Annotated in this window: 14 protein-coding genes and 1 pseudogene; 3 read left to right on the top strand and 12 right to left on the bottom strand. The window is 55.8% G+C overall.

Annotated elements, in window-relative coordinates; all coding sequences use genetic code 11:
- Positions 1 to 81 precede the first annotated feature (81 nt).
- From gshA to BFV65_RS16340, 3 genes are all read left to right on the top strand, one after another.
- Positions 82 to 1,626, top strand: a complete 1,545-nt coding sequence (gshA, locus tag BFV65_RS16350) for a glutamate--cysteine ligase (RefSeq protein ID WP_069596890.1) — start codon at positions 82 to 84, stop codon at positions 1,624 to 1,626.
- Positions 1,627 to 1,778: 152 nt separating this feature from the next.
- Positions 1,779 to 2,294, top strand: a complete 516-nt coding sequence (gene luxS / locus BFV65_RS16345; RefSeq protein WP_003862180.1) for an S-ribosylhomocysteine lyase — start codon at positions 1,779 to 1,781, stop codon at positions 2,292 to 2,294.
- A 113-nt stretch (positions 2,295 to 2,407) separates the two neighbouring features.
- Complete coding sequence (locus tag BFV65_RS16340) at positions 2,408 to 3,565, top strand: DDE-type integrase/transposase/recombinase (RefSeq protein WP_023305267.1); 1,158 nt, start codon at positions 2,408 to 2,410, stop codon at positions 3,563 to 3,565.
- Between the two features lie 88 nt (positions 3,566 to 3,653).
- Here the strand turns inward: BFV65_RS16340 and BFV65_RS23455 are convergent.
- From BFV65_RS23455 to nrdH, 12 genes and pseudogenes are all read right to left on the bottom strand, one after another.
- Positions 3,654 to 3,797 (bottom strand): annotated as a pseudogene (locus BFV65_RS23455) (hypothetical protein); the annotation flags it as partial.
- Positions 3,798 to 4,026: 229 nt separating this feature from the next.
- Positions 4,027 to 5,574, bottom strand: a complete 1,548-nt coding sequence (gene emrB / locus BFV65_RS16330; RefSeq protein WP_022649134.1) for a multidrug efflux MFS transporter permease subunit EmrB — start codon at positions 5,572 to 5,574, stop codon at positions 4,027 to 4,029.
- A 16-nt stretch (positions 5,575 to 5,590) separates the two neighbouring features.
- The gene (gene emrA / locus BFV65_RS16325; protein WP_022649133.1) at positions 5,591 to 6,763 is read right to left on the bottom strand and encodes a multidrug efflux MFS transporter periplasmic adaptor subunit EmrA; all 1,173 of its coding nucleotides are present in this window, start codon (positions 6,761 to 6,763) and stop codon (positions 5,591 to 5,593) included.
- A gap of 128 nt (positions 6,764 to 6,891) precedes the next feature.
- Positions 6,892 to 7,422 carry a multidrug efflux transporter EmrAB transcriptional repressor EmrR gene (gene emrR, locus BFV65_RS16320; protein WP_017694792.1) on the bottom strand — a complete coding sequence of 177 codons (531 nt, stop codon included), beginning with the start codon at positions 7,420 to 7,422 and terminating at the stop codon, positions 6,892 to 6,894.
- A 314-nt stretch (positions 7,423 to 7,736) separates the two neighbouring features.
- Complete coding sequence (locus BFV65_RS16315) at positions 7,737 to 8,921, bottom strand: MFS transporter (protein WP_017692795.1); 1,185 nt, start codon at positions 8,919 to 8,921, stop codon at positions 7,737 to 7,739.
- A 174-nt stretch (positions 8,922 to 9,095) separates the two neighbouring features.
- Positions 9,096 to 10,091 (bottom strand): glycine betaine/L-proline ABC transporter substrate-binding protein ProX, encoded by a 996-nt coding sequence (proX, locus tag BFV65_RS16310; protein WP_063201971.1) that lies wholly within the window; start codon positions 10,089 to 10,091, stop codon positions 9,096 to 9,098.
- A 9-nt stretch (positions 10,092 to 10,100) separates the two neighbouring features.
- Positions 10,101 to 11,165, bottom strand: a complete 1,065-nt coding sequence (gene proW / locus BFV65_RS16305; protein WP_022649132.1) for a glycine betaine/L-proline ABC transporter permease ProW — start codon at positions 11,163 to 11,165, stop codon at positions 10,101 to 10,103.
- Positions 11,158 to 12,360, bottom strand: a complete 1,203-nt coding sequence (gene proV / locus BFV65_RS16300; protein WP_022649131.1) for a glycine betaine/L-proline ABC transporter ATP-binding protein ProV — start codon at positions 12,358 to 12,360, stop codon at positions 11,158 to 11,160. The genes proW and proV overlap by 8 nt, the downstream gene beginning before the upstream one ends.
- Positions 12,361 to 12,693: 333 nt before the next feature.
- Positions 12,694 to 13,653 (bottom strand): class 1b ribonucleoside-diphosphate reductase subunit beta, encoded by a 960-nt coding sequence (gene nrdF, locus BFV65_RS16295; RefSeq protein ID WP_063147469.1) that lies wholly within the window; start codon positions 13,651 to 13,653, stop codon positions 12,694 to 12,696.
- 9 nt (positions 13,654 to 13,662) lie between these two features.
- Entirely contained in the window at positions 13,663 to 15,807 is a 2,145-nt protein-coding gene (gene nrdE, locus BFV65_RS16290; RefSeq protein WP_045308451.1) for a class 1b ribonucleoside-diphosphate reductase subunit alpha, read from the bottom strand.
- Complete coding sequence (nrdI, locus tag BFV65_RS16285; protein WP_022649128.1) at positions 15,780 to 16,190, bottom strand: class Ib ribonucleoside-diphosphate reductase assembly flavoprotein NrdI; 411 nt, start codon at positions 16,188 to 16,190, stop codon at positions 15,780 to 15,782. Before nrdI ends, nrdE begins: the two co-directional genes overlap by 28 nt.
- Complete coding sequence (gene nrdH / locus BFV65_RS16280) at positions 16,187 to 16,426, bottom strand: glutaredoxin-like protein NrdH (protein ID WP_017382770.1); 240 nt, start codon at positions 16,424 to 16,426, stop codon at positions 16,187 to 16,189. Before nrdH ends, nrdI begins: the two co-directional genes overlap by 4 nt.
- Positions 16,427 to 16,668: the final 242 nt, after the last annotated feature.

The raw sequence follows: 16,668 nt of genomic DNA, 5'->3' as shown, positions 1-16,668 counted from the left end.
GGTGGAATGAATTCGCGACCTTCAATCGTCAACCATTACAATTATGCTGAGTGACAATTTTTTGACAGGCGGGAGGTCAAATTGATCCCGGACGTATCACAGGCGCTGGCCTGGCTGGAAAATCACCCTCAGGCACTGAAGGGGATTCAGCGTGGGCTTGAGCGCGAAACGCTGCGCGTAAATGCGGATGGTAGCTTATCGACTACGGGACACCCGAAGGCGTTAGGCTCGGCGCTGACACATAAATGGATCACAACCGATTTCGCCGAAGCGCTGCTGGAGTTCATTACGCCAGTAGACGGTGATATTGATCATATGCTGACGATCATGCGCGACGTGCATCGCTTCACCGCCCGCAACCTCGGCGACGAGCGTATGTGGCCGCTCAGCATGCCGTGCTATATCGAGCAGGGGCAGGATATCGAGCTGGCTCAGTACGGCACCTCGAATATTGGACGGCTGAAAACGCTGTATCGCGAAGGACTGAAAAATCGCTACGGCGCACTGATGCAGACGATCTCTGGCGTGCACTACAATTTCTCTCTGCCGATGGCGTTCTGGCAGGCGAAGTGCGGTGAAACGGATAAAGAAGCGATCTCCGCGGGCTACTTCCGCCTGATCCGCAACTACTACCGTTTTGGCTGGGTTATTCCGTATCTGTTCGGCGCGTCCCCGGCTATCTGTTCATCGTTCCTGCAAGGGAAACCGACCACGCTGCCGTTCGAGAAGACTGAGTGTGGCATGTACTATCTGCCGTACGCGACCTCGCTGCGCCTGAGCGACCTTGGCTATACCAATAAGTCGCAAAGCAATCTCGGAATTACGTTTAACGATCTGCACGAATATGTGGCAGGCCTGAAGCGGGCGATAAAAACCCCGTCGGAAGAGTACGAAAAAATCGGCCTCGAAAAAGACGGCAAGCGCCTGCAAATTAACACCAACGTATTGCAGATTGAAAATGAACTGTATGCGCCGATTCGTCCGAAGCGCGTGACGCGCAGCGGTGAAACGCCGTCGGATGCGCTACAGCGCGGCGGGATCGAATACATTGAAGTGCGCTCGCTGGATATCAACCCGTTCTCACCGATTGGCGTTGACGAGCAGCAGGTTCGCTTCCTTGACCTGTTTATGGTCTGGTGCGTACTGGCGGATGCGCCGGAAATGAGTTCCGACGAACTGCTGTGTACTCGTGCCAACTGGAATCGCGTGATTCTGGAAGGGCGCAAGCCGGGTCTGACGTTAGATATTGGCTGTGAAACGGCCCAGTTCCCACTGTCTAAGGTAGGGAAGGATCTGTTCCATGACCTGAAGCGCGTAGCCCAGACGCTGGATAGCGTGTACGGCGGCGAAGCTTACCAGAAGGTCTGCGACGAACTGGTTGAAAGCTTCGATAACCCGGAACTGACATTCTCAGCACGTATTCTGCGTTCTATGATTGAACAGGGAATTGGTGGCACAGGGCGTTCACTCTCAGCGGAGTACCGTGAGATGCTGATGCAGGAGCCGTTAGAGATCCTGAGCGAAGCGGATTTTGTGGCAGAGCGCGATGCGTCCGTTGTGCGTCAGAAAGAGGTCGAAGCGGCGGATACGGAGTCGTTTGAGGCGTTTCTGGCGAAGCAGGCCTGAACCAAAAGAAAAAGGCCACATCGCTGTGGCCAAAATATACATCTCTGAATTCAGGGATGATGATAACAAATGCGCGTCTTTCATATACTCAGACGCGCATTCTGTAGAAGAGTTCAGTTTATTTTAAAAAAAATCACTATCGGAGGTGACGTATGCCGTTATTAGATAGCTTTACTGTCGACCATACCCGTATGGAAGCACCAGCAGTCCGCGTGGCGAAGACCATGAACACGCCGCACGGCGACACGATCACCGTTTTCGACCTGCGCTTCTGCGTGCCGAATAAAGAAGTGATGCCAGAGAAAGGCATTCACACGCTGGAACACCTTTTCGCCGGATTCATGCGCGACCACCTGAACGGCAACGGCGTGGAGATCATCGATATCTCTCCGATGGGCTGCCGCACCGGTTTCTACATGAGCCTGATTGGTCAGCCTGAAGAGAAACGCGTCGCGGATGCGTGGAAAGCGGCCATGGAAGACGTGCTGAAGGTGAAAGAGCAGAACCAGATCCCAGAGCTGAACGTTTACCAGTGTGGCACTTACCAGATGCACTCTCTGGAAGAAGCTCAGGAGATTGCCCGCCATATCATCGAACGTGATGTTCGTGTAAACAGCAACGACGAGCTGGCCCTGCCAAAAGAAAAACTTCAGGAACTGCACATTTAGTATTGTGCCTGTGGATGCCCGGTGGCGCTTCGGTATGAACCGGGAACATGGGTAACACTTTAGACCGGATACATGGGTAACAGTTATAACTGGCATAGAAGAGGAGACTCGCTATGCCCTGGACTGAGACCCGACCTATGCAACGCCTTGATTTCATCCGTGCCTGCCATGCAGGTACGGATTCTTTTTCTGCCCTCTGCCGTCTCTTCGGCATCAGTCGAAAAACCGGTTACAAATGGCTTCAGCGTTTTGACCCCTCTGACCTGTCATCTCTCTCTGACCGGTCACGTGCTCCGCACTCCCACTCCCGGACAGTTCCTGATGATATCGCCGGGCAGCTTACGGCCCTGAGGCAAAAACACCCTGACTGGGGCCCCAAAAAACTGCGGATGTGGCTGCTCAATCATCACGTCGATTTTACCGTCCCCGCTGCCAGTACTATCGGCGATATCCTCAAGCGTGAAGGCCTGGTTCCGGATAAAAAGCGAAAACGCAGAACCCCGGGCAATCGCCAGCCCCTGACCATCATCAGTGAGAACAATCAGGTCTGGAGCGCTGATTTTAAAGGCAAGTTCAGGCTGCTGAGCCGGAAATACTGTCATCCCTTCACCCTCACCGACAATCACAGCCGGTATCTTCTGAGCTGCCGGGGAGCAGACCGGGAGAGCGAGCCCTTCGTCAGGCAGTGCCTGACGGATGCGTTCCTGGAGTACGGTCTGCCGGAAGTCCTGAGAACGGATAATGGTCAGCCTTTCGCAGGAACAGGTATCGCCGGGTTAAGTCGCCTTGCAGTCTGGCTGATAAAGCTGGGCATCAGACCGGAACGCATCAGAAAGGGGCATCCGGAAGAAAACGGCCGTCATGAGCGAATGCATCGTTCGCTGAAAAGTGCAGTAAAACAGGGCAACATATTTATGACGATGGAAGAACAACAGCGGTGGTTCAGTGGCTACCGGGAAGAGTTTAACTATGAAAGGCCACATGAAGCCCTGGCGGGTGCAACGCCCGGAACGGTATGGCAACCCTCAGGCCGGCACTGGGATGGCAGGGTTCCTGAATATGCTTATCCGGAAGGAGGTACGGTCTACAGGGTGAAATCAAGGGGGACACTCTATATGGGGAAAAAGGGGACGGTGTTCCTGAGTGAAGCGCTGACTGATGAGTACATCATGCTGGAAGAACAAGATGATGGCCTGGAGGCCATCATCTTTAATGGAATAACGCTTGCGTACTACGACCGAAAAACCCAGAGTGTGCTCCGGATAGACTGAAAAGTGTTACCTATGTTCCCGGTCTGATCTGTTACCTATGTATACGGTCATACACTTCGCTGACCGGGCCTACAATACTGATGACGACAACCACGGCCAGCTCCGCGCTGGCGACGCCGGTATCGCGATCGTTTTGCGGATGCACGCTGATACAGACGTCGCTGCGGCGGCTGAAGTGGTGGCAGAAATATTCGATCTGGTCGAGATAGACGTTCGGCGTGCTCACTTCGACGTAAGTCTGTCGAGAGCCAGCGCGTGGCGCGGGTGTGTTCAGCATGGTACGCTCCTGTTGTCTTTTCACTCTCGTGAATCAATTTCAGGCGCGCTGCTTTATCGGAACTGACAATCGCTGTCGCGTTTTGGACACGGTGCGGTGTTTTGCCGGATGGCGGCTACGCCTTATCCGGCCTACGTTCGTAGGCCCGGTAAGCGTAGCGCCACCGGGCAACCCGTGCACAGGGCTAGTGCGCTCCACCGCCCCCGCTACCGGCACCAAACGGTGGTTTGGCAAACCACACCAGCCCCAGCAGGACGATGAAGATCCCCGCCGATATCCAGAAAATCTCGTTTGCCGAGATAATCAGCCCCTGGTTGGTGATCTGCTGGGCAAGCCAGCCGGACGCCTGCTGCTCCGTCATCCCCATCCCCTCAAGCTGGCTATACATCTGCTGAGCGTTAGGGTTGAACGGGTTCACCGCTTCGGTCAACTGGGCGTGGTGCATCGCTTCCCGGTTGGTCCACAGCGTGGTGGTGATCGATGTCCCGATGGAGCCCGCCAGCGTACGGGTGAAGTTCGACAGGCTCGATGCCGCCGCCATCCGCTCAGGCGGCAAGCCCGAAAGCGTAATGGTGGTCAGTGGCATAAAGAAGCACGCCACAGCAAAGCCCTGAATAAACTGCGGCCACGCGGAGGCGCCAAAGTCCATTCCCGGTTCAAACGTATACGCGCGCCAGTAGAAGCACACGGCGTACATGATGAAGCTGAACGTCACCAGCCTGCGCATGTCGAGCTTATGGGCGAAACGGCCAATAATCGGCGACAGCAGAACCGGAATTAACCCCACCGGCGCGGAGGCCAGCCCCGCCCAGGTTGCGGTATAGCCGTACACCTCCTGCAACAGCTGCGGCAGCAGAACAATCGCGCCGAAGTAGAGCATATAGGCGAGGCTGATACAGAGGCAGCCGATGGTGAAGTTTCGCGATTTAAACAGCGAGAGGTCGACTATCGGATTTTCGTCCGTCAGCTCCCAGACAATCAGGAAGCTGATGGCAACCACGGCGACCACCGTCAGCACGATGATTTCCGTAGAGGCGAACCAGTCCAGCTCTTTGCCGCGGTCGAGCATGATTTGCAGGCTGCCGATGCCGACAACCAGCAGTGCCAGCCCGATGCCGTCGATCCGCCGCTGTTCGGTCCGCGTTTCGCGACCACGCAGAGACTGTAGCGTCATCAGCACCACCAGCGCACCGATGGGTACGTTGATGAAGAAGATCCAGCCCCAGTGATAGTTATCGCTGATATAGCCGCCGAGGATTGGCCCGCAAATTGGGGCGACAATCACCGTCATCGACCACAGCGCGAGCGCGATGGAGCGCTTGGCGGGCGGATAGTTGTTCAGCAGTAAACTCTGCGACAGCGGAATCAACGGCCCGGCGACAATCCCCTGGATGACGCGGAAGAAAATCAGCATCGTCAGGCTGCTGGACATGCCGCAGGCCCAGGAGGCCAGCACGAACAGGATCGTCGACCAGAGGAACAGCTTCACTTCACCGACGCGCTTCGCCAGCCAGCCGGTGATGGGAATAGAGATGGCGTTCGCCACCCCGAATGAGGTAATGACCCAGGTCCCCTGGCTCAGCGATGAGCCAAGGTTCCCGGCGATCGTAGGGATCGCCACGTTTGCGATGGTGGAGTCCAGCACCTGCATGAATGTCGCCAGCGACAGCGCAATGGTCATAATGACCAGCTGCGCCCCCTCAAGCGGTTTTTGCGGCTTTTGCTGTTGCATAACGCTCACCTTCGGCTTAACCGGCGTTTGCCTTCACGATGTCATCGATCAACTTATTGACCGGATCGAGGCTAATTTCACGGGCGTTACTTTCATAAGCTGGCGTGCTGCGCACCTGGCTTGCGAGGATCTGACCGTCGCGGTTGGCGGTATCGACCGTCACCAGCGTGGAAAGGCCAATTCGCAGCGGATGGTCTGCCAGCTGCTTAGGATCCAGCTCGATACGTACAGGCAAGCGCTGTACCACTTTGATCCAGTTGCCGGTGGCGTTCTGTGCAGGCAGCAGGCTGAACGCGCTGCCGGTCCCCATGTCCAGACCGACCACTTTACCGGTGTATTTCACGTCATCACCGTAGATATCGCTGACCACGGTTGCGGTCTGGCCGATACGCATATGCGCCAGCTGGGTCTCTTTGAAGTTCGCGTCCACCCACAGGTTGTTCGCCGGAACGACCGCCATCAGCGGCGTGGTGGTGCTAATTTGCGCACCCGGCTGCACGGAACGACGGGAAACGTAACCGGTCATCGGGCTGACGATTTTGGTACGTTGCAGGGCAAGCCATGCGTTACGCACTTCGGTCGCCGCCTGTTTCACCGCTGGCTGGTTTTCCAGAGAGGTGCCCAGCACCATCGCCTGGTTGGCATTGTACTGTTGGATCGCCACGTCCAGCTGCGCCTGTGCGCTCGCCACCGCATCGCGGGCGTGCTGCAACTCTTCACGGCCAATCAGGTTGGCGGTGCCGAGAGGAACACGACGCTTGAGGTCGCTCTGCGCCTGGGCCAGGGCCGTTTTCTGCACGTCGATATTGGCCTGAAGCTGTTTGCTGTTGATCATCAGCTGGCGGGTCTGGCGAACGCTGGAGGCCAGCGCCGTCTGTGCTTTTTCAAACGCCTGTTGGGCGTCGGTCGGGTCGAGCGTGACCAGCACATCCCCTTTTTTCACAAAGTCGGTGTTGTCAGCCCAGACTTTCGTCACGCTGCCTGACACCTGCGCCATGATTTGAACCTGATTCCCTGCCACGTATGCATCGTCTGTCTCTTCAACATGACGCAAGACTAAAAACCAATAGATCCCATATGCCACGGCAATAATAATAAAGAGCAAGGTCAGCAGAATAAGGGCGCTCTTACGTTTGCCCTTCTTGTTGACCGGTTGCTGCGGGGGGGTGTTCTCCGCATTTGCGCTCATTGTTGTTCTCCACGATCTTTTTATTTTCACATCGGCTGAGCCGACCTGTTGTCAGAAAGGCCAGCAGTTTCACGTGCTGGCCTGTCAGTTTTTCTTTTGCAATCTGGAATGTTGAGCGGATCGTCGCGTTAGCGCAGCGCCTCAAGAATGACGCCATCTTCATCCATCTGGTCCAGACGGGTGAGCAGCTTGCGAGTAATGTGCTCAAGCTGGTCGCGCTCGGCGGTGCTGAGGGCAGACCAAAGCTGGTGCAGGCAGTTATGCTGCGGTGGCAGCACTTCGCGCAGGAATTCGTGACCTTTCTCGGTCAGTTGCAGATGCAGGCAGCGGCGATCGTTATCGCTCTCACGGCGCTCGATCCAGCCGCGCTTCTCCAGCTCATCAGCAATACGGGTTGCATTGGTACGGGATGAACCCAGCGCGCAGCTCAGTTCAGACGGCTGAATGCTGTGGTTTTCCTGAGACTCAAGCGTAATCAACGCCATAAACAACGTCTCGTTAATCCCTTGCGCTTTCAGCATCTTGTTACGATTTTCCAGCAGCTTACCCTGCATGTGCATGCACAGGCGCGTCAGCAGGATCTCCTGATACGGGAAGTCCTCATGACGACTGGCGCGGAACTTAAGCATTTGTTCAATGGGCGTAAACGAACTATCCATTTTGGGCATAACCTCATTAATTACAGCCGATATAGTAACGATAGTGACAAATAATGTAAATGAATTATTTGTGCGGTTATATCCGCCAAACGTATGTCACCATCAGAAAGCGCCGGGTAAATCCGTGACCCGGTGAGCACAGAAAGTGTGGGGTGTGTACCCGCGAAAGAGGGGATGTGAGGACAGGGGTCTGAACTATTCATGCCGGTAGTAAATATGTCACCCACAGTAAAATTTCTGGGATAAATGATTACCGTTACCTTAACAGATGCAGGCCCCCTTTACACCCCAGGGGGCCCAAAGCAATGTAAAACTTAGTGAATTGCTTCCTGGCGGTGATAGCCGCGCCACCATACCAGCAGATTTATCGCCGCCACGATGGCGCCGATTGCGCACACGCCCGTCCAGCCCGCATGCTGCCAGGCGGAGGCTGAGATTAGCGAGCCCGCCGCGCCGCCGATAAAGTAGCTGGTCATGTACCCGGCCGTCAGACGGTTACGGGCGTCTGGTTTCACGCGGTAAATCACGGTCTGGTTGGTGATATGTACGCCCTGCACGGTGAGGTCGAGTACCAGAATACCGACAATTAGCGCCAGCACTGAGACGTGTCCGTACCAGATAGCCGCCCATGAGAGCAGGAGTAAAACCAGCCCTGCGGAGGTGGTCATATGAGATTTACCTTTGTCGGCCAGGCCACCCGCCGGGCGCGCGCCCAGTGCGCCAGCCGCGCCTGCCAGCCCGAACAGGCCAATCACGCCTTCTGAGTAGTTAAACGGCGGCGCGGCGAGCAGAAACGCCATCGACGTCCATAAGATGCTGAAGTTGGCGAAGGTGAGACACCCCAGAACGGCGCGTGTGCGCAGGAGTTTATCCCGGGTGAAGAGGCTGAAAACGGAGGCGAGGAGCTGCGGATAGTTCAGGTGATTCTCCTGCTTCACCTTTGGCAGGCCGCGCCACAGGGCCAGCGCCATGATAACCATCAGCACGCTTGCCACCCAGTAAACGGTGCGCCAGCCGCCGAGGCTCGCCAGCAGCCCGGCAACGGTTCGCGCCAGCAGGATGCCCAGCAGCAGGCCGCTCATAATAGTGCCAACCACTTTGCCGCGTTTTTCCGGGGAAGCCAACGTCGCCGCGAGGGGAACCAGAATTTGTGCCACCACCGAGAACAGCCCCGTCAGCGCGGTACCGATAATCATCATCGTTAACGACTGGCTGCTGGCGGTGATCAACATCCCGCCTGCGGCCAGCAGCGTCATGGAGACGATAAGCATCCGGCGCTCAAACATATCGCCTAATGGCACCAGGAACAGCAGCCCGGCCGCATAGCCGAGCTGCGCAGCGGTGACGATAAAGCCGGCGGAGCTGGCTGAAAGATCGAAAGCACGCGCGATAGTATCAAGCAGAGGTTGCGCGTAATAGTTGCTGGCGACGGCCAGTCCCGTTGCCACGGACATTAAAAGGATGAGTGCGGGGCTAAGCCCTTGAGTTGTTTTTGTCATTTGTTTCAGGAATCGTAAGTTAAGTGATTATTTTTCCGGAAACATAATAACCAATGATTGTGAATGTTGGGGGATTGTTACGTGGTGGATTGTGCGGTTTAGGTTGGGTGCGGTTTGATCCCCTCACCCTGCCCTCTCCCCTTTGGGGAGAGGGCAGGGTGAGGGGTAGTATTTTTACTTCTGCGCCTCAAGCGCCTCTTTCACCCAGCCGTCAAACAGCTGCTGGTGGGCTTTGATCCAGCCATCCACGTGGCCTTTGATATCAGCTTCGGATGATTTACCCGCATGCATCATCGCGTTCTGGGCGTTAATGTCTGCCAGCGGCAGTTTCATTACCGAGAACAGCTTCGCCGCCGCCGGGTTTTTCTCGGCCCAGGCTTTGTTCGCCACGATATGCATGGTATTCACCGGGAAGCCATAGTTCATGCCGTTTGGCAGTTTGGTGTCGATATCTTTCTGCTCGCCCGGCAGGGAGGAGAAGGGCACCTGCAACCACACCACGTCTTTGCCCGGCTTCAGCACGTCGCTCACCCAGTACGGCGTCCAGGTGTAGTAGATCACCGGCTTGCCTTCTTTAAAGCGGGCGATGGTATCGGCCATCATCGCAGAGTAATTACCGTGGCTCACGTCGACGGTCTTCGCCAGATCGAAGGCTTTGTTCTGGTGGTTAATCACCGCTTCACAGCCCCAGCCCGGCGAGCAGCCCATCATGTCGGCTTTGCCGTCACCGTTGGTATCAAAGAGTTTGGCGATCTTCGGATCTTTCAGCTGTTCAATATTGGTGATGTGATACTTATCGGCGGTTTTCTTGTCGATCAAATATCCCTGCGCAGCGCCGGTCACAAAGGTGCCTTCGCGGTAGAATTTCTTGTCACCGCCTGCGGCGGCATACATATCGTCGTGCAGCGGCTGCCAGTTCACGGCGGTAAAGGTGGCATCGCCGGAGGCAATAGAGGTATAGCCCACGTTGTAATCCACTTCACTGGCGGTATTCACCGTATAGCCCAGTTTCTCCAGCGCACGGCTGACAATCTGGGTCTGGAAGGACTCTTCCGAAATGGTGCTCTGCACCGGCTGCACGGTAATGCCTTTGCCCGGCAGGTCAGCGGCAACTGCGCTGGTGGAGACAAGGGTCGCAAACGCTGTGGCAAAAAGTACGTTATGTCGCATCGTTGTTCCTTATTTTGTGAATGGGCGGGTGAGTAACCCGACAGGGCCGGTGGTATACCAGCGACGGTTGCCGCGACTGCGTGAATCACGACCGACAGCCTGGGTCAGGCGGTCAAGAATGATGGCGAGGATCACAATCCCGACGCCGCCGACGGTCGCCAGCCCCATATCGAGACGGCCAATGCCGCGCAGTACCATCTGACCTAACCCGCCAACGGCAATCATTGAGGCGATCACCACCATCGACAGCGCCAGCATCAGCGTCTGGTTAACACCTGCCATAATGGTCGGCATCGCCAGCGGAAGCTGAACCTTAAACAGCATCTGACGCGGGCTGGCGCCAAACGAGCGTGATGCCTCTATCAGATCCGCAGGCACCTGGTTAATGCCCAGAATGGTCAGGCGAATAATCGGCGGCAGGGCAAAGATAATGGTCACGACCACCCCCGGTACGTTACCGATGCCGAACAGCATCACGATAGGCACCAGGTAAACGAACGCTGGCGTGGTCTGCATCGCATCCAGCAGCGGGCGGATAATTTTTGCGGCCCGGGGGCTGCGCGCCAGCCAGATCCCCATCGGCAGGCCGATCGCCACGCAGAACAGCAGGGCGGTCAGCACCAGCGCCAGGGTGATCATCGCCTGAGACCACGCGCCAATCGCGCCGATGGCAATCAGGGAGATCAGCGTGGCGATCCCCATACCCGCGCTGCCGAACTGCCATGCGATCAGCGAGAACAAGATAATCGCCACCGGCGCGGGCATGCCCAGCATCAGCTGCTGGAAGCCGTTCAGGATGTAATCCACCGGGATGCGGATCCCCTGGAACACCGGACGGAAGTGGGTAACGACCCAGTCGATCCCCTCCGTTACCCAGCTATCCAGCGGGATCAGCGTCTTGTGGAACGGATCCATAATATTGAAATGCTCTGGGGCAGGCGCCGGTGCGCTGTTGAGCCAGTCTGCCGCGCCGCCGCCATCGGCAGGCGCAGGCGTCGACCCCCACGCATCGGCAGATTGCGCCGCGCTGTCCGCTGCTTCAGTGGTGCCCCATGGGTTTGATTGATCAGCCATTGTTTGTCCCCTCGCGATCTAAAGCCTGTAGCAGCATCCGTTTTGAGATGATGCCAACGTACTGTTGTTCTTCACCGACAACCGGCACGGCGCACGGCGCCTGACCCACGTGAGAGAGCAACTCGCTGAGCGGCGTTTCGGCGTCCACGGCAAGCGGAGCGTCAATCAACGCCGCATCGATTCCCTGGTTTTCGCTCAGGGCGGTTTTCAGGGAGTCGATGGAGACAACGCCGACAAATTTATTGCCGCGTTCAACCAGATAACCGTATTCACGGTCTTCGTCCTGCAACAGCTTCAGCGCGGAGCGCGGACCAAAACCTGGCGTTTTTCGAATAATGCCGTTTGGTGTTCGACGGGCAATATCTTTCGCACTGAATACGTGGCTAATATCCACGCCGCGGAAGAAGGTGCGCACATAATCATTCGCCGGATTATTGAGAATTTCATCCGGTGTGCCGACCTGCACCACTTCACCATTTTGCATAATGGCGATACGGTCGCCAATACGCATGGCTTCATCCAGATCGTGAGAAATAAAAACAATGGTGCGCTGATGTTTGGCCTGTAATTTTACCAACTCATCCTGCATCTCGGTGCGAATTAAGGGATCGAGCGCCGAGAAGGCTTCGTCCATTAATAAAATATCCGGATTAATCGCTAATGCGCGCGCTAATCCTACGCGCTGACGCATACCGCCGGAGAGCTCATCCGGATACGCATGAGCATAATTTTCCAGCCCGACCTGACGCAGTGCATCAAGGGCTTTTTCCTGACGTTCCTGAGCGGGCGTGCCGGCTAACTCCATGCCAAAGGCGGTATTATCGAGTACCGTCATGTGCGGCATCAGTGCAAATGACTGAAACACCATCGCAATTTTCTTTCTGCGCACCTCGCGGAGTTCCGCGTCTGATATTCTGGCGATATCAACGCCGTCAATCAGCACCTGTCCGCGGGTGGGTTCAATCAGGCGATTGAGAAGGCGAACCATAGTGGATTTACCCGAACCGGATAATCCCATGATGACAAAAATCTCGCCTTCTTCAATGGCCAGACTGGCGTCTTTAACGCCAAGCGATAGCCCGGTTTTTTCCAGAATTTGCTCTTTCGAAAGGCCTTTCTCAATATATTTGAAAGCACGCTGTGGGTGCTCGCCAAATACTTTATAAAGATTTTTCACTTCTAATTTAATTGCCATGCAATAGAGAGTGTCCTGTTATTTGTTTATGTCGATATGATTACCATGGTAAATAGTTAACTGGCATTACCCTAACATACTCAGAATCTGAGACAACCCTGGACCTGCCTCAGGTCGGAATTTTACCGCAAGCGAAACGGCTGAATTTCCCATGAATAAAGGGCTGAGGGCGCTTTGAATTTTTCTCAATTTTTTGCTACTGCATGGGAGAATTTCGCCTGAATCGGTGTGATTCAGGCGAATATGAAGGAGAAATTACAGTGTAGTACGTAGTGGAATATTCGGCTGAAAATAATGAAATGTAGAGTTAATTAATGAACGTTAATTCATTCATTAAAAATCCCAGTCCTCGTCTTGCGTCTCCACCGCTTTACCCATCACGTACGACGAGCCGGACCCGGAAAAGAAGTCGTGGTTTTCATCGGCGTTGGGCGACAGCGCCGCGAGGATCGCCGGGTTCACTTCCGCCATTTCCGGTGGGAATAACGCTTCGTAGCCCAGGTTCATCAGCGCCTTGTTGGCGTTGTAGCAGAGGAAGGCTTTTACGTCCTCTTCCCAGCCCGTTCCGGCGTACAGCTCCTCGGTATAGCTCAGCTCGTTGTCATACAGATCAATTAGTAAATCGAGGGCAAAACCTTTGAGTTCCTCGCGTTTTTCCGGGGTGACTTTCTCCAGTCCTTTCTGGTACTTATAGCCGATGTAATACCCGTGTACCGCTTCATCGCGGATGATGAGGCGAATCAAATCGGCGGTATTGGTGAGCTTGCCCCGGCTCGACCAGTACATGGGCAGCCAGAAGCCGGAATAGAAGAGAAAAGATTCCAGGAACACGCTGGCGATCTTCTTCTTCAGCGGCTCGTCGGCCCGGTAATATTCCAGCACCAGATCTGCCTTGCGCTGCAATGACGCGCTCTCTTCGCTCCAGGCGTAGGCCGCGTCCACGTCTCTGGTCTGGCACAGGGTGGAGAAAATCGAGCTGTAAGAGCGGGCATGGACCGCCTCCATAAAGCTGATATTCGACATTACCGCCTCTTCGTGCGGGGTCAGCGCATCACTCATCAGCGCGGGCGCACCCACGGTATTCTGAATGGTGTCCAGCAGCGTCAGGCCGGTAAAGACGCGGATTGTCAGCTGCTGCTCGGCATGGCTCAGGGTTTGCCAGGCCGGAATATCGTTGGAGAGCGGCACCTTTTCCGGCAGCCAGAAGTTGCTGGTCAGGCGGTTCCAGACCTCCAGGTCTTTATCATCCTGAATTTTGTTCCAGTTAACGGCACTTACGCGTGACAGTTTCATCCTTTCTCCTTACAGCGCGCAGGACACGCAGCCTTCAATTTCGGTACCTTCCAGCGCGAGCTGGCGCAGGCGAATGTAGTACAGCGTTTTGATGCCTCTCTTCCAGGCGTAGATCTGCGCTTTATTGATGTCCCGCGTGGTGGCGGTGTCCGGGAAGAAGAGCGTCAGCGACAGCCCCTGGTCCACATGTCTGGTCGCCTCGGCGTAGGTATCAATGATCTTTTCCGGGCCGATCTCATAGGCGTCCTGGTACAGAGCCAGATTCTCGTTAGTCATAAACGGGGCAGGGTAGTAGACGCGTCCGGTTTTGCCTTCCTTGCGGATTTCAATCTTCGACACGATCGGATGGATGCTCGACGTGGCATGATTTATATAGGAAATGGAGCCGGTTGGAGGAACCGCCTGAAGGTTCTGGTTATAGATGCCGTAGTGCATCACATCCTCACGCAGCTGTTGCCACATCTCACGCGTCGGCAGGGTAATGCCGGCGCGGTCGAAAAGCGCGCGTACTTTTTCGGTTTTCGGCTGCCAGTCGCCTTCCAGATACTGGCTGAAATACTCTCCGCTGGCGTAGCGGGACTGCTCAAAGCCTGCGAACCGCTGGTTGCGTTCGCGCGCCAGCATCATCGAGGTATGCAGCGCATGCCAGGTGATGGTATAGAAATAAAGGTTGGTGAAATCCAGCCCTTCCGGGCTGCCGTAGGCGATACCCTCCCGCGCCAGATAGCCGTGCAGGTTCATCTGCCCAAGGCCGATGGCATGCGACGCGGCGTTGCCCGCCTCAATGGACGGTACGCTGCGGATGTGGCTCATGTCCGATACCGCCGTCAGCCCGCGAATGGCGGTCTCTACCGTGCGGCCAAAATCGGGGGAATCCATGGTGTGGGCAATATTCAGCGAACCGAGATTGCAGGAGATATCTTTGCCGATATCCGCGTAGTCGAGGTTCTCGTCGTAACTGGACGCGCTGTTGACCTGCAAAATTTCCGAGCACAGATTGCTCATGTTGATGCGCCCGGCAATCGGGTTGGCGCGGTTCACCGTATCCTCGTACATGATGTACGGGTACCCGGACTCAAACTGAATTTCGGCCAGCGTCTGGAAAAAGTCGCGGGCGTTAATGTATTTCTTACGAATGCGCTCGTCCGTCACCAGTTCGTCATAAAGTTCGCTGATGGCCACATCGCCAAAGGCTTTGCCGTAGATACGCTCGACGTCATACGGCGAGAAAAGCGCCATGTCGGCATTTTCTTTGGCCAGCTTAAACGTGATATCCGGGATCACCACGCCGAGCGACAGGGTTTTAATGCGGATCTTTTCGTCGGCGTTTTCACGTTTGGTATCCAGAAAACGCAGAATGTCCGGATGATGCGCGTGCAGATAAACCGCACCCGCGCCCTGACGTGCGCCAAGCTGGTTGGCGTATGAGAAGGCATCTTCCAGCATCTTCATCACCGGGATGACGCCGGAGGACTGATTTTCGATGCGCTTGATCGGCGCGCCCGCTTCCCGCAGGTTCGAAAGCAGAAATGCCACGCCGCCGCCGCGTTTCGAAAGCTGTAGCGCCGAATTTACCGCACGGCCAATCGACTCCATATTGTCTTCAATACGCAGCAGGAAGCAGGAGACCAGCTCGCCGCGCTGGGCTTTGCCGCAGTTAAGGAAGGTTGGCGTGGCGGGCTGGAAGCGGCCAGAGAGGATCTCCTCCGTCAGTCTTTCGGCCAGGGCTTCATCGCCCTGCGCCAGCGTCAGGGCTACCATCACCACCCGATCTTCAAAGCTTTCTAAATAGCGTTTGCCGTCGAAGGTTTTCAGGGTGTAGCTGGTGTAATACTTCCACGCGCCGAGAAACGTCTGGAAGCGAAAACCGCTGGCGTGCGCCCGTTCAAACAATGCCACCGCGAAGGCGCGGTCGTAGCGGGTCAGGACGCGCTCTTCGTAATAACCCTCTTTTACCAGCCAGTCGAGACGTTCCTGCTGGCTGCCAAAGACGACGCTGTTCGGGCGTACATGAGCGGCAAAAAAGGCGTCCACCGCCTCACGATCTTTGCCAAACTGAATGCGCCCCTCCCGGTCATAGAGGTTTAGCATGGCGTTTAATGCATGGTAATCCGGCGTCGCCTGAATCACGCGCTCTGCGGTTGTCGTTGCCAAAATTCGTTCACTCCTTTACGCACGTTCTCTACGTCCTGCTGTGTCCCCATCAGTTCAAAACGATAGAGATACGGCACGCCGCATTTTTGAGAGATGACATCCCCGGCGCGGGCAAAGGCCTCGCCGAAGTTACGATTGCCTGCCGCGATCACGCCGCGAATCAGCTGCCGGTTATGGGGATCGTTCAGAAAGCGGATCACCTGACGAGGCACAGCCCCCGCGGTGCCGCCACCGCCATAGCTGGGCACTACCAGAATGTAGGGTTCGTCTACCTGAATACGCTCCCGCTCGTTCAGCGGAATGCGAATCGCGGGCAGCCCGAGACGCTCCATAAACCGAAGCGTGTTTTCCGAGCTGCTGGAAAAGTAGACCAGCCTGCTCATGCACTGACGCCCTGAGCGGCAAGGCGGTTGATCATGTCCGGACGAAAGCCAGACCAGCTGGTGTCGCCGGCAACCACGACCGGAAGCTGACGGAAACCCTGCGCCCGCAGGGTGTCTGCCGCGTCAGGCACCTGATCTATATTGACCATCTCAAATGCCACGCCGCGGCTCTCCATCGCCCGTTTCGTGGCGTGGCACTGAACACAATCGTTACGAGTGTAAATAATAATGCTCATGATTCGTATTTCCATTTAGAATTAGAGAACGGCGCGAGTAAACGCGTCATGTTGTGTCTGTCTTGCTAAAGGGAATACTAGATGTAGTTGAGATAACTTTCAACCACACAAGATATGGGAAATTCAGATTGATAAGGCCCCAATGATGAGCCTGGCGGGGCAGGGCGAACTGCGCGGGTTTTTCAGGCTTTCAGGCAATGAAAAGCCCCGGCGCCTGAGGCTGCCGGGGCTGAGAACGCGTG

The sequence above is a fragment of the Enterobacter hormaechei subsp. hoffmannii genome (assembly GCF_001729745.1).
Lineage (GTDB): Bacteria > Pseudomonadota > Gammaproteobacteria > Enterobacterales > Enterobacteriaceae > Enterobacter > Enterobacter intestinihominis.
Note: the sequence above shows the minus strand (reverse complement) of the source record. Positions and strands in the feature narration are given on the sequence as shown.

Bases quoted from the DNA above. Each gene is read 5' to 3' on its own strand.
- nrdH (WP_017382770.1), bottom strand. From the start codon at position 16,426: ATGAGCATTATTATTTACACTCGTAACGATTGTGTTCAGTGCCACGCC.
- emrA (WP_022649133.1), bottom strand. From the start codon at position 6,763: ATGAGCGCAAATGCGGAGAACACCCCCCCGCAGCAACCGGTCAACAAG.
- emrR (WP_017694792.1), bottom strand. From the start codon at position 7,422: ATGGATAGTTCGTTTACGCCCATTGAACAAATGCTTAAGTTCCGCGCC.
- BFV65_RS16315 (WP_017692795.1), bottom strand. From the start codon at position 8,921: ATGACAAAAACAACTCAAGGGCTTAGCCCCGCACTCATCCTTTTAATG.
- nrdF (WP_063147469.1), bottom strand. From the start codon at position 13,653: ATGAAACTGTCACGCGTAAGTGCCGTTAACTGGAACAAAATTCAGGAT.
- nrdI (WP_022649128.1), bottom strand. From the start codon at position 16,190: ATGAGCAGGCTGGTCTACTTTTCCAGCAGCTCGGAAAACACGCTTCGG.
- emrB (WP_022649134.1), bottom strand. From the start codon at position 5,574: ATGCAACAGCAAAAGCCGCAAAAACCGCTTGAGGGGGCGCAGCTGGTC.
- BFV65_RS16340 (WP_023305267.1), top strand. From the start codon at position 2,408: ATGCCCTGGACTGAGACCCGACCTATGCAACGCCTTGATTTCATCCGT.
- proW (WP_022649132.1), bottom strand. From the start codon at position 11,165: ATGGCTGATCAATCAAACCCATGGGGCACCACTGAAGCAGCGGACAGC.
- luxS (WP_003862180.1), top strand. From the start codon at position 1,779: ATGCCGTTATTAGATAGCTTTACTGTCGACCATACCCGTATGGAAGCA.
- proV (WP_022649131.1), bottom strand. From the start codon at position 12,360: ATGGCAATTAAATTAGAAGTGAAAAATCTTTATAAAGTATTTGGCGAG.
- proX (WP_063201971.1), bottom strand. From the start codon at position 10,091: ATGCGACATAACGTACTTTTTGCCACAGCGTTTGCGACCCTTGTCTCC.